The following is a 13,470-nucleotide window of genomic DNA, read 5'->3' as shown; positions in this document are numbered from 1 at the left end:
CATTCAAAAACGTTGCTTCAGGATTTTAATGAAATAGACCGATATCTTCTCTCTCCTAACCATGTTTTTTCTTATTTGAAAGAAATTGAAGCCATAAAAAGATGGAATCTTGAGTTACAGGATAAAACAAGATTAATTGAAAATTATCTCCAATTTTGGGACAATATGCCTTTATATTATTACACTTTTTATAAGCATTTATTAAACAAAGGAATTGGATATCAAGGGTTAATTTATCGTGAATCGGTAGAAAATTTAAACCATTTCTCCAACACAATAGGAAATCATCATTTTATTTTTGCAGGATTCAATGCTCTAAATAAAGCAGAAGAAATGATTTTTCAGCATTTATTATCTATTGAAAAAGCAACTGTTTTATGGGATGCTGAAGAAACCTTTTTGAATGACCCCTATCATGATGCCGGTTTGTTTGCTCGTAAAATAAAAAAGAGTTGGTCATTTTATAAAAACAATCCTTATCAGTGGATTTTTAATGAATTTAAGGAAGAAAAAAATATCCAAATAATGGGTACGCCCAAAACAATCGGACAAGCTAAATTAGCAGCAGATATAATTCAAACCATTGCTGACCAGCAACCTTTAGAAAAAGTTGCCATTGTTTTAGGGGAAGAAAATATTTTAATTCCGCTTTTAAATTCATTACCAAATACTGTTTCACACCTAAACATTACAATGGGTTATTCCGGAAAGAATAATCCGGCACAATTGTTACTTTCGAAATTGTTCAAAATGCATCAGAACGCTTTCAAACGAAGTCAATCTAGCTATGTGTTTTATTATAAAGATGTTTTAGAAGTCCTACAAAACCCATTAGTTGAACCTTTTGTAAATGCAAAAACACTTGTAAATCAAATTAATCAATATAATTATACGTTCATTTCTCATGTAAAGTTGGTTGAAATGTACAATCAGTCAAATTCATTTTTTCAACTTTTATTCGAAAAATGGTCAGCTAATACGGTCCAGATACTTGATACGTTAGCAACCGTTTTGCTTCAAATTAAACAATTTTTACAAACGGAAGATTCAAAGGATAAAATCACCAATAGCTTTGTTTATGCCATTTTTAAGATAATTAATAAACTGAGTACTTATTGTTCAGAACACAACTATATTACTTCAATTGAAGGGCTTCATGGTTTATACAAACAAATTATTGATTTAGCAGAAGTTTCGTTTGAAGGAGAGCCATTGCAAGGACTTCAAATTATGGGCGTATTGGAAAGTCGTGTTTTAGATTTCGAAACTGTAATCATCACGTCCATGAATGAAGGTGTCTTTCCTGCCGGGAAATCACAAAATTCATTCATCCCTTTAGATGTGAAAAGAGAATTAGGCTTGCCAACTTTCAAAGAAAAAGATGCCATTTACACGTATCACTTTTATCATCTTTTACAACGGGCGAAAAACATTTATTTGCTTTATAATACGGAATCAGAAGGAATAGATGCTGGTGAAAAAAGTCGGTTTATAACCCAATTAGAAGTTGAAAAGCAACCTAATCATATTCTTTCACGCCAAATTTATAATGCAATTTTACCCGAGAAAGCTCATGAACCAATGGTTGTAGAAAAATCTGAATTGGTAATGGAACGATTGCGTGAAATGGCTGAAAACGGATTTTCTCCTTCAACCTTGACAACTTATATTCGAAATCCGATGCAGTTTTATTTTCAACGGATTTTGCGAATTTCTGAAACGGAAGAAGTCGAAGAAAATATTGCTATTAATACCCTCGGAACAATTATTCATGCCGCTTTAGAAGTGTTATATAAACCTTATTTAAATACATTTTTAAGTGTTTCGAATGTTGAAAATATGCTTGAAATTGCTGATGGTGAAGTGTTCAAACAATTTAAAATTGTTTATAAAGAAGGAGAAATTACCAAAGGTAAAAATCTGTTAGCTTTTGAAGTGGCTAAGCGAAATGTGTACAATTTTTTACAACTGGAAAAACGGCTTTTGGAGCAAAATGACGCAGTAAAAGTGCTGTTTTTGGAAAAAAATTCCGAAGCAGTTTTACAAGATGTTCGCTTACCTTTTCCAATCAAAATCAAAGGTAATGTCGACAGAATAGAGCTCAGAAACGGAAAACTACGTATCATTGATTACAAAACCGGTAAAGTAGAACAAAACGGATTAGCCATTCAAAACTGGAATGGTTTGACCGACGACATCAAACATGATAAAATTATTCAATTGTTGTGTTATGCCTTTATGGTTCAAGCCGAATTTCCGAATACGGAAATGGAAGTAGGAATTATTTCCTTTAAAAATTTAAAAGCAGGATTTATGCCTTTTCAAATTAAAGAAGGTCGAGAAGTAATTTTAAACGAAGTAGATGATTCTGTTTTAGAAGATTTTAAAACGGAATTAATAGGGCTGTTAAATGAAATTTTAAATGTAGAATTACCTTTTGAGGAGAAAATTTCATAAGGATAATAAGTCATATTGGCCAAGAATAGAGAAACGTATATAACTTATAGGGTAAAAAAGTATCTATATTTTTTTCAAAAAGTTAAGCAAAACTCTTTTCAATTCTGCTTCATTTTCAATATAACTCATATGACCATCCGGAAAAGTAACTAATTCCACTTTTGAATTTTCAATTTGGTCAAGACTTTCCTCATAATTCAACACGCCATCTTTTTTCCCTAAAATTAACATCATCGGATAGGGTGAAAAATGCAATAAAACTTCTCTGTCTTTTCTTATTTTCATCCCTTCTAAAGCAGCAACAATTCCTTGTAGGGGTGTTTTTAAGGCTTCCATTTTTACTAGCTCAATTTCGACGGCTAAACGTTCTCGGTTGTCTTCGTTAAATAAATTAGCAATTGACATTCTAACAAAAGCAGTATAATTTTGTTTGACAGCTAAAATTGCCCTTTCGCGATTCAATTTTCTTTCCGCACTGTCTGCTCTTGATGTCGAATTGAGTAAAACCAATCCTTTCATTACATCAGGATATAACTCAGCAAAAGCTAGTGATACATATCCACCCATCGAATGGCCAATAAAAACTGCCTTTCGGATTTTAAGTTCATGTAAAACTTCATGTACCATATCCGCTTGGTCTTCCATGGTATGAATATAGCCTAAGCATTCAGAATTCCCATGACCTAATAAATCGATGGTTACCACACGATTTTTTTTTGAAAATTCGGCGATATAATTTTTCCACATACCTAAATTTTCTAAAAAACCATGAAGTAAAACAACGACAGTTCCTTTACCGGTGTCGGTGTAGTTGATTTTGGTGTTCTTGTAGAGGATTGATTTCATATAAATTTTAAAAAAACGACTTACATTCCTGCAAGTCGTCTTATAAATTTTTAAATACTTAAACCTTTATAAAATTAAGCATTCATTATCGATTCAATCTCCTCCACTTCAATAGGGATATTCCGCATCAAATTAAAAGGTTCTCCTTCATTTTGAATCACCATATCATCTTCTATCCGGATGCCAAAACCTTCTTTTGGAATATAAATTCCCGGTTCAACCGTAAAAACCATATTGGCTTGCATGGGTTCATGTAATAACCCATAATCATGTGTATCTAATCCTAAATGATGGGATGTGCCGTGCATGAAGTATTTTTTATAAGCCGGCCAATCCGGATTTTCATTTTGCACATCGGCTTTGTCTAAAAGGCCCAAACTTAACAATTCTGAAGTCATTATTTTGCCTACTTCCACATGATATTGTTTCCATAATGTTCCGGGAACCAGCATTTTGGTTGCTTCATTTTTTACTCGTAAAACGGCATTGTAAACTTCTTTTTGCCTTGCTGTAAATCGGCCTGAAACCGGAATCATTCTTGTCATATCACTGGAATAATTGGCATATTCAGCACCAACATCCAATAAGATTAAATTACCGGCTTTGCATTGTTGGTTGTTTTCAATATAATGTAACACATTCGCATTATTTCCTGAAGCAATTATAGGCGTGTAAGCAAATCCTTTTGAGCGATTACGCAAAAATTCATGAGCAAATTCGGCTTCAATTTCATACTCCATTACATTTGGCTTTACAAACGAAAGTACTCTTCTAAATCCTTTTTCAGTAATATCACACGCTTTTTGAATTAAATCGATTTCTTCACTTTCTTTTATGGAACGTAAGCGTTGTAATATTGGGTTGCTTTTTTCTACTTTGTGTGCAGGGTAGTTTTCCTTCCACCATTTGATGAATCGAGCCTCACGGGTTTCTGTTTCAACAGATGCACGATAATGCTCGTTAGTGTTGATATACATCGTATCAGCATAAGACATCACTTCTTTCAACGTTTTATGAAAATCCTGAACCCAAATAACATTTTTGATGCCTGAAACTTCAAAAGCTCTTTCTTTTGTTAGTTTTTCTCCTTCCCAAACAGCAATATGTTCATTTGTTTCTCTTAAAAACAAAACCTCTTTTAAGTTTTCGTAAGGTGCATCAGGAAATAAAAGCAAAATACTTTCTTCCTGATCAACGCCGGATAAATATAAAATATCACGGTGTTGTGCAAAAGGCAAAGTCGTATCGGCACTCACCGGATAATTATCATTAGAATTAAAAATCGCTACACTGTTTGGTTTCATTTGAGATAAAAACTTTGAGCGGTTTTTGATATATAAATTGCGGTCTATTGGATGGTATTTCATGATATAAAGGTTGTTTAATATGATTTATCAAAAATAACAAGATTACATCGATTTGCTGTTAATTCAAGTATAAAATTTTGTCAACACTTAAGTAATGCCTAAATTTCCATTTTAAATTTATTCCCATGATTAAGAATGGTTTTTTATCTTTTGTTTTTTTTCTACTTGTTAATCTAAGTTGGTCACAAAACAATTCACTTGTTCAAAACATAGCATTTAATAGTGTTGGGCCTACCATCATGAGTGGACGTGTGGTTGATGTTGACGTAAATCCGGATAATCCAATTGAATTTTATGTAGGCTATGCTTCCGGTGGAGTTTGGTATTCCAATAACAACGGAATGAGTTTTACTCCAATCATGGATAATTCAGCAACTCAAAATGTGGGGGAAATAGCAGTTGATTGGAAGAGCGGTACCATTTGGGTAGGAACAGGAGAGCATAATTCCTCGCGATCTTCTTATGCCGGAATAGGAATTTTGAAATCGACTGATAAAGGAAAAACTTGGCAAAATATGGGTTTGAAAGACAGCCACCACATAGGAAAAATAGAAATTAGCCCAACTAATCCGGATGAAGTTGTTGTGGGCGTAACTGGACATTTGTATTCAAATAACATGGAACGAGGTGTTTTCAAAACTACCGATGCTGGAAAAACATGGAAAAAAACCTTATTCATTGATGAGGAAACCGGTATTATCGATATTGCTGTGTCACCCAAAAATTTCAATATACAATATGCCTCAGCTTGGAAAAAAGACCGTAAAGCATGGAATTTTGTAGGCAACGGAACTACTTCCGGCATTTATAAAAGTGAAGATGGTGGTTCAACTTGGAAATTGATTTCCACAACTGAAAGTGGATTTCCAACCGGTGAAGGAGTGGGCAGAATTGGTTTAGCAACATTTGATGATGCTATTGTTTATGCCGTTTTGGATAATCAATCAAAACGACCAAAGAAAGCCCAAACAAAAACAACTATGCCTGAAATGTTTAATGCTCCGGGTGAAGTTTTTATGAATATTCCAAACAGTGAAATAAATGCATATTTGAAAAAACAAGGACTTTCTGAAAAGTATCGAGCGGAGAATATTAAAAATTGGATTCAAAACGGAAACATGGAACCTGCGGAAGCAAAAAAAATAATGCAAGATGCGAACGCGGCCTTATTTGAAACTGAAGTGATTGGAGCAGAAGTTTATAAATCTATTGATGGAGGGAAAACATGGAAGAAAACCCATTCAGACTATATAGACGATTTTTATTATTCTTATGGATATTATTTTGGACGAATTGCTGTTGATTTGTCTAATTCAGACAAGTTGTATGTTTCGGGTGTGCCAATCATTAAATCGGATGATGGAGGGAAAACGTTTGTGTCGATTAATAGGGAAAATGTACATGCAGATCACCATATTGTATGGGTAAACCCTAAAAAAGCAGGCCATTTAATTAATGGAAATGATGGAGGATTGAATATTTCTTATGATGATGGAGCCAATTGGACCAAATGTAATCCTCATGGTGTTAGTCAGTTTTATCATGTAAATGTGGATTACCAAAACCCATACAATATTTATGGTGGGATGCAGGACAATGGGGTATGGGTTGGGCAGAATAATTATGAGTATAGTGCAGAATGGCACCAGGAAGGAAAATATCCGTATGAAAGTATTTTAGGTGGTGACGGAATGCAAACTCAAATTGACAGAAGAAATCCATCCATAGTTTTCGCCGGATTTCAATTTGGAAATTACTATCGCATAGATAGAAGTAATGAAAGTCGAAAATACATTGCTCCAAAAGCCAAAAAAGAGGAAAAACCGTTGCGATTCAATTGGCAAACGCCTATTTTGCTTTCATCGCATAATCAAGATATTTTGTATTTGGGATCAAACTATTTGCACCGTTCCTTTAATCAAGGAGATACTTGGTCAGTCATTTCTCCGGATTTGACACAAGGAGGTAAAGATGGAAATGTGCCTTATGGAACAATTTCAACCTTGAGTGAAAGTCCGTTTCAGTTTGGATTACTTTATACGGGGAGTGATGATGGTTTAGTGCATGTGTCAAAGGATGCAGGATCCAGTTGGCAGAAAATATCCGATTCTTTTCCAAAAGTTCTTTGGGTTTCCGGAGTGGTTGCTTCTCAACACCAAAAAGAGCGTGTTTTTGTAACATTAAACGGCTATCGTTCTGATGATTTTACGCCCTATATTTATGTGTCGGAAGATTACGGGCAAACATGGAAGTCAATAGCGACAAATATTCCAACAGCTGCTGTTAATGTTATAGTAGAAGATTCATTAAATCCATCCATTTTGTATATTGGAACAGATAATGGTCTTTATATTTCTTTCAACCGGGGCGAAAACTGGCAGCCTTTTATGAATGGTTTGCCTCCGGTTGCAGTTCATGATTTAGTGATTCAAACAGAAGATCATGATTTAATTGTAGGAACTCATGGGCGTTCAATTTACAAAGTTAATTTAAAATCTGTACAGCAACTAAATGAAGAAACTATCAATTTGGCCTTGAAAATTTTTGCAGTTGAAACTGTTTCATATTCATCTAACTGGGGAAGTAGTTGGAGTAAATGGTTCAAACCAAATGAACCTAAATTAGTTGTGGATTATTATACAAAAAACCAAGGGGAAGTATTGGTACAAGTGCTTAATGAAATTGGAATTGTTGTGTTTGAAGAAAAACAAATGGCAACTTCCGGAATTAATCAATGGACTTACATGGTGGAAATTTCAAAATCAGGAGCTGAAAAATGGCATAAAAAAGATAAAAAACTTACTTTGAAAGAGGCTAAAAATGGTAAAAACTATTTGATCCCCGGAAAATATCAAATCAAAATGACTCAAAAAAGTTATTCTCAATCTACTCCATTAAATATCATAAGAAATGAAAAAAATTAATTTATTGCTCTGCTTTTTCCTTGTTTTTCAAACTATTGGATGGGCACAAAACAAAATAGCGTATCAGTTGTTTACAAAAGAAGGAAAAAAAGCAACCTATAAAAAGCTTTTAAAAGAGGCAGCAGCAGCAGATGTGGTCTTGTTTGGCGAATACCATGACAATTCTGTGGTGCATTGGCTACAATTAGAACTTACTAAAGATTTGGCAGAAAAAATGAAGTTGGTATTAGGAGCAGAAATGTTGGAAGCCGACAATCAGAAACAATTAAACCAATACTTGAAAGGTGAAATTACCCAAAAGCAATTTGATTCAACAGCCCGACTATGGAAAAATTATAAAACGGATTATAAACCTTTAGTAGATTTTGCAAAAGAAAAAAAATTCCCTTTTGTAGCCACAAATATACCACGACGATACGCCAGCATGGTTTTTAAAAACGGATTGGAAGAATTAGAAAAACTTAGTGCTGAAGAAAAAAGTTGGATAGCTCCACTTCCTATTTTGTTTGATATTAATTTGCCCGGTTACCAAAACATGATGTCGATGCAGGGCGGACATGCCGGAGATAAAATGCCCAAAGCTCAAGCAATAAAAGATGCTACGATGGCTCATTTTATTGTTCAAAATTTGCAATCTGGCACCCTTTTTGTTCATTATAATGGAACATACCATAGTGATAATTTTGAAGGTATAAATTGGTATCTTAAAAAGTATAAATCGGAATTGAAATTAATCACTATTGCAACAGTTGAACAAAAAGACCTCTCTAAATTATCAAAGGAAGAATACAATAAAGCTGACTTCATACTCGTTATTGACGAAGATGTGACTAAAACATATTAAAATGAAATTGCAATGGAAAATTACCGGACATTTACTGCTACTTGTGGCAAGCATCGGTATTTTTTCATGCAGTACTGAAAATGAAACTTCCGAACAACCTAGTTTAATCATTAAATTCAAGTTTGATCAAAATCAGGCTCGGTTAAATAATTTAGGACAACCTTCATTAATCCCAATCGGAAATGCCGCTCAGTCTCCTGATATGCAAAAAATCAGTGCTCATTATTTAGAGTTGTCACCTTCAATGAATACACTTTTAGGACAAGGAAAAGTTTTGTATCATGCTCCCGAAACTGATTTAGGTGGAGCAATGGCAATAGATTTCAGTCAAGCTAAGATTGTAGGACAAAATGAAGTATTCCTAAAAATTCCTATAACGCCACAATTAGCCGGAGCCTATAATTGGATTCGAGTATCATTATCTTATCAAACCGGGAATATTCAAGTTTACAGTCAAGGGTCAACTTACACAGGTACATTGGAGAGTTTTGTTGGATATAACACTTACATTGGCACCCATAGTATTGGCAATAATGTGTTTCCCGTGAACGACAATAGAGAACAAGGATATTGGGCTTTTGCATTAAATAGTTTACCTTTTGCAACTTCAGGTCAAGCACCTGCCGGAGCCACAACGGTTCCGAATCCGCTATTTCAAACTTCACCAATTCCTCAAGGATCTTGTGTTGTAACAGGTAAATTTGAAACGGATTTAACCATTACCGGAAACGAAACTAAAGACATAGAGGTTACTTTATCACTCTCTACAAATGCTAGTTTTGAATGGACAGAAGTAACAACAGACAATAAATTTGAACCTGCCATTGGTGAGAATGTTGTTGATATGGGTTTAAGAGGTCTAATTCCGAGTTTTGTTAAATAATATCCTTCGTTTTTTATAATTAAACAACTTGTACGTCAAACACTTGTTAATCCTTCTTTAAAATCACTTTAAATTAGACAGAAAAGGTTGTAGTTGTCTTCAAATACCATTAAATTTGTGTACTATTTTTTAAAAAATTAAGTTAACACAAACACTATGGCAAAATCTGCACTTTTAAAGTCATCTATCGCTAAAAAGTATTGGATGGCTCTTACGGGTTTATTTTTATGCTTGTTTTTAGTTGGTCACTTGGCTGGGAATTTACAATTATTAATGCCCAACAGTCGATTGCAATTCAATCAATATGCATTGTTTATGACCTCTAATCCAATCGTAAAAATTCTATCTTACGTCACTTACATTTCTATTCTTTTTCATGCAATTGACGGAATTATTTTAACAGTTCAAAACAAAAAAGCAAGACCAATAGGTTATGCAAAATCAGACGCCGGAGCAAATAGTAGTTTACCTTCTCGAAGCATGGCAGTTTTAGGTACTTTGATTTTAGTTTTCATCGCTACTCACATGGTGAATTTTTGGGCTAGAATGCATTTTGATAAAAAAATGCCTTTAATGACACATATTATAGAAGTTAGTCCTGGGATAAAAAATGTTTTTTATGTTGGAAGAAACGATGGTCAGTATTACCAAGTAGATCAGGTTTTAAAAGAAGGAGAATCTGTTGAAAGTAACCCTCAAAAACAGTTAATTATAAAAAACGGAACAGAGCTACACAATGCACAAGTTAATGTAAAAATTGCCGAATTGTATAAAGATTTACATCTGATTACAATCGATTTTTTTAAAGATAAAAAATACGGATTGTATTTTACTTTGTTTTATGTGTTTTCCATGTTGGTATTAGGTTTTCATTTGTGGCATGGTTTTCAAAGTGCTTTCCAATCTTTAGGATTAAATAGTCCAAAATGGACACCAACCATCAAGTTTGTGAGTAAAGCTTTTGCGGTGATAGTACCATTGTTATTTGCAATTATTCCGCTCTACATTCATTTTAGTAAATAATCAACATCAGAATATATTATGAAGTTAGATTCAAAAATACCGGAAGGTCCAGTTGCTCAAAAGTGGACAAATCATAAAAATCATTTAAAATTAGTTGCTCCAAATAACCGACCAAAAATTGACATCATTGTCGTTGGAACCGGATTAGCAGGAGCTTCTGCGGCTGCCTCTTTTGGCGAAATGGGATATAATGTGAGTGCCTTTTGTTATCAGGATTCTCCTCGAAGAGCTCACTCCATTGCCGCTCAAGGTGGTATCAATGCAGCAAAAAATTATCAAAATGATGGGGACAGTGTTTATCGTCTTTTCTATGATACAATTAAAGGTGGTGATTATAGAGCCCGTGAAGCAAACGTGCATCGTTTAGCGGAAGTATCGGGAAGCATCATTGATCAATGTGTGGCTCAAGGCGTTCCTTTCGCTAGAGAATATGGTGGTTATCTTGATAATCGTTCTTTTGGAGGAACACAAGTACAACGTACATTTTATGCTGCAGGACAAACCGGACAGCAATTGTTGTTGGGGGCCTATTCAGCATTATCCAGACAAATTGGATTAGGACGTGTGAAAATGTATAACCGTCATGAAATGTTGGAATTAGTAAAAGTTGACGGAAAAGCCCGAGGAATTATTGCCAGAAACTTAATAACTGGAGAATTGGAAAGACATTCGGCTCATGCGGTTATTATTGCCACAGGAGGTTACGGAAATGTCTATTTTCTATCAACAAATGCGATGGGCTGTAATGTAACAGCTAGCTGGAAAATTCACAAACAAGGAGCTTTATTCGCTAATCCTTGTTTTGTACAAATCCACCCAACTTGTATTCCAGTTCACGGAAGTAATCAATCGAAATTGACTTTAATGTCTGAATCATTAAGGAATTCCGGAAGAATTTGGGTTCCAAAGAAAAAAGAAGACGCAGAAGCCATTCGTGCAGGAAAATTAAAACCAACTCAATTAGAAGAACAAGACAGAGACTATTTCTTAGAAAGAAGATATCCTGCTTTTGGAAACTTAGTTCCTCGTGACGTAGCTTCAAGAGCTGCCAAAGAGAGATGTGATGCCGGACATGGTATTGAAGCCAATGACACCAATGAAGGTGTTTATTTGGATTTCTCTACAGAAATCAAAAGCAAAGGAAAACAAGCCGCTTACGGTCAAGGAAATCATAATCCTTCCGAAGAGGAAATAATTAAATTAGGTAAAAAGTGGTTAGAAGAAAAATATGGCAATTTATTCACCATGTACCAAAAAATTACAGATGAGAATCCATATGAAACACCAATGAAAATTTACCCGGCGGTACATTATACCATGGGTGGTGTTTGGGTTGATTATAATTTACAGTCAACTATTCCGGGTTGTTTTGTGGCTGGAGAAGCTAATTTTTCCGACCATGGTGCAAATCGCTTAGGGGCTTCGGCTTTAATGCAAGGATTAGCTGATGGTTATTTTGTATTGCCTTATACCGTTTCTAATTATTTAGCAGACGAAATCAGAACCGGAAAAATTTCTACCGATTTACCTGAGTTTGCAGAAGCTGAAAATAATGTAAAATCTGCTATCGACAAATTCTTAAGCAATAACGGTTCTAAAACAGTGGATCATTTCCATAAAAGATTAGGATTGATTATGTGGAATAAAGTTGGAATGGGAAGAAATGAACAAGGCTTAAAAGACGCTATAGCAGAAATTGCTCAATTAAAAGAAGAATTTTACAAAGATGTTTTTATTCCCGGAAGTGCAAATGATTTAAATCCGGAATTAGAAAAAGCTCTGCGTGTTGCTGACTTTATGGAATTGGGACAGTTAATGGCCATGGATGCTCTTCAACGTAATGAATCTTGTGGAGGTCACTTTAGAGAAGAATACCAAGATGCTGAAGGTGAAACATTACGGGATGATGTGAACTTTAAATTTGTAGGAGCTTGGGAATACAAAGGAGCTGACATTTCAAAAGCAGAACTACATAAAGAAGAATTGAACTACGAAGAAATAAAAATTGCAGCTAGAAACTACAAATAAGAAACTATGAGTGCAGCAAAAAATATAAACATTACCCTTAAAATATGGCGTCAAAAAGATGCAAGTGATAAAGGGGGAATTGAAACGTATAAATTAGATAATGTTTCAACAGCCAGTTCGTTTTTAGAAATGTTAGACCAATTAAACGAACAATTAGTCAACGATAAAAAAGAACCCGTTGCTTTTGACCATGATTGTCGCGAAGGAATTTGCGGAGCATGCTCATTATACATTAACGGAAGAGCTCATGGTCCGGACACCGGAATCACGACTTGTCAATTACACATGAGAATGTTTAATGATGGAGATACAATTTTTGTAGAACCATGGAGAAGTAAAGCGTTCCCGGTAATAAAAGATTTAGTAGTTGATAGAACTGCTTTTGAACGCATTCAACAAGCAGGAGGTTTTGTTTCTGTAAACACTTCCGGAAATACAATTGATGCTAATTCCATTCCAATTCCAAAACACGATGCTGATAATGCTTTTATGGCAGCGGCTTGTATTGGATGTGGGGCTTGTGTAGCTACTTGTAAAAACGGTTCAGCGATGTTGTTTGTGGGTGCAAAAGTATCTCAATATGCTTTATTGCCACAAGGAAGAGTTGAAGCTACTGAGCGAGTATTAAACATGGTGCGTCAAATGGACGAAGAAGGTTTTGGAAACTGTACAAACACAGGAGCTTGTGAAATTGAATGTCCAAAAGGAATTTCTTTAGAAAATATTGCTCGTTTAAACAGAGAATATTTGAAGGCGAGTTTCTAAAATACAATTAGATTTAATTTAAAACGCATTTCAATCTGAAATGCGTTTTTTTATTCATTAATTAAGCTAATTAAGTAGGATACGAAATTTTCTTCATGTTGTACATTTAGTTTTTTTCTAGCCTTGTATCGGGCATTTTCTACACCTCGAATTGAAATATTAAGCAAAGGAGCAATTTCTTTATTACTTAAATCCATTTTCACAAATGCACATAAACGGAGTTCCCTTTTTGTTAATGTTGGGTTTATTTCTTTTAGTTTTTCAAAAAAGTTATGATTTACTTTTTCAAAGTTCACATCGAAGATTTCCATATATTCTTCGCCAATTTTATTT

At 34.5% G+C, this 13,470-nt stretch carries 10 protein-coding genes; 7 read left to right on the top strand and 3 right to left on the bottom strand.

What is annotated here, in order from left to right; translation table 11 throughout:
- The coding region (locus C0512_RS13355; RefSeq protein ID WP_290862385.1) for a PD-(D/E)XK nuclease family protein at positions 1-2,457 on the top strand (2,457 nt) is incomplete at its 5' end.
- A 63-nt stretch (positions 2,458-2,520) separates the two neighbouring features.
- On the opposite strand, the gene C0512_RS13350 is transcribed toward C0512_RS13355, so the two are convergent.
- Positions 2,521-3,303 (bottom strand): alpha/beta hydrolase, encoded by a 783-nt coding sequence (locus C0512_RS13350; protein ID WP_290862383.1) that lies wholly within the window; start codon positions 3,301-3,303, stop codon positions 2,521-2,523.
- Between the two features lie 74 nt (positions 3,304-3,377).
- Entirely contained in the window at positions 3,378-4,670 is a 1,293-nt protein-coding gene (locus C0512_RS13345; protein WP_290862381.1) for an aminopeptidase P family protein, read from the bottom strand.
- A gap of 125 nt (positions 4,671-4,795) precedes the next feature.
- Here C0512_RS13345 and C0512_RS13340 point away from each other — a divergent pair, with 125 nt between their 5' ends.
- From C0512_RS13340 to C0512_RS13315, 6 genes are all read left to right on the top strand, one after another.
- Positions 4,796-7,594, top strand: a complete 2,799-nt coding sequence (locus C0512_RS13340) for a glycosyl hydrolase (protein ID WP_290862379.1) — start codon at positions 4,796-4,798, stop codon at positions 7,592-7,594.
- Positions 7,581-8,438 (top strand): ChaN family lipoprotein, encoded by an 858-nt coding sequence (locus tag C0512_RS13335; RefSeq protein ID WP_290862377.1) that lies wholly within the window; start codon positions 7,581-7,583, stop codon positions 8,436-8,438. The genes C0512_RS13340 and C0512_RS13335 overlap by 14 nt, the downstream gene beginning before the upstream one ends.
- Before the next feature lies 1 nt (position 8,439).
- A complete protein-coding gene (locus C0512_RS13330) occupies positions 8,440-9,321 on the top strand; it encodes a hypothetical protein (protein WP_290862375.1) in 882 nt (293 codons plus the stop codon).
- Positions 9,322-9,477: 156 nt separating this feature from the next.
- Entirely contained in the window at positions 9,478-10,344 is an 867-nt protein-coding gene (locus C0512_RS13325) for a succinate dehydrogenase cytochrome b subunit (protein WP_290862373.1), read from the top strand.
- A gap of 18 nt (positions 10,345-10,362) precedes the next feature.
- Complete coding sequence (locus tag C0512_RS13320) at positions 10,363-12,372, top strand: fumarate reductase/succinate dehydrogenase flavoprotein subunit (protein ID WP_290862371.1); 2,010 nt, start codon at positions 10,363-10,365, stop codon at positions 12,370-12,372.
- 6 nt (positions 12,373-12,378) lie between these two features.
- Positions 12,379-13,137 carry a succinate dehydrogenase/fumarate reductase iron-sulfur subunit gene (locus tag C0512_RS13315; RefSeq protein ID WP_290862369.1) on the top strand — a complete coding sequence of 253 codons (759 nt, stop codon included), beginning with the start codon at positions 12,379-12,381 and terminating at the stop codon, positions 13,135-13,137.
- A gap of 50 nt (positions 13,138-13,187) precedes the next feature.
- Here the strand turns inward: C0512_RS13315 and C0512_RS13310 are convergent.
- The coding region (locus C0512_RS13310; RefSeq protein WP_290862367.1) for a LuxR C-terminal-related transcriptional regulator at positions 13,188-13,470 on the bottom strand (283 nt) is incomplete at its 5' end.

Source organism: Flavobacterium sp. (assembly GCF_013822155.1).
GTDB lineage: Bacteria > Bacteroidota > Bacteroidia > Flavobacteriales > Flavobacteriaceae > Flavobacterium.
This window is presented reverse-complemented; position numbering and strand designations above follow the sequence as displayed.

Excerpts from the sequence above, each read along its gene's own strand:
- C0512_RS13350 (WP_290862383.1), bottom strand. The coding sequence starts at position 3,303 with ATGAAATCAATCCTCTACAAGAACACCAAAATCAACTACACCGACACC.
- C0512_RS13330 (WP_290862375.1), top strand. The coding sequence starts at position 8,440 with ATGAAATTGCAATGGAAAATTACCGGACATTTACTGCTACTTGTGGCA.
- C0512_RS13320 (WP_290862371.1), top strand. The coding sequence starts at position 10,363 with ATGAAGTTAGATTCAAAAATACCGGAAGGTCCAGTTGCTCAAAAGTGG.
- C0512_RS13340 (WP_290862379.1), top strand. The coding sequence starts at position 4,796 with ATGATTAAGAATGGTTTTTTATCTTTTGTTTTTTTTCTACTTGTTAAT.
- C0512_RS13335 (WP_290862377.1), top strand. The coding sequence starts at position 7,581 with ATGAAAAAAATTAATTTATTGCTCTGCTTTTTCCTTGTTTTTCAAACT.
- C0512_RS13345 (WP_290862381.1), bottom strand. The coding sequence starts at position 4,670 with ATGAAATACCATCCAATAGACCGCAATTTATATATCAAAAACCGCTCA.
- C0512_RS13325 (WP_290862373.1), top strand. The coding sequence starts at position 9,478 with ATGGCAAAATCTGCACTTTTAAAGTCATCTATCGCTAAAAAGTATTGG.
- C0512_RS13315 (WP_290862369.1), top strand. The coding sequence starts at position 12,379 with ATGAGTGCAGCAAAAAATATAAACATTACCCTTAAAATATGGCGTCAA.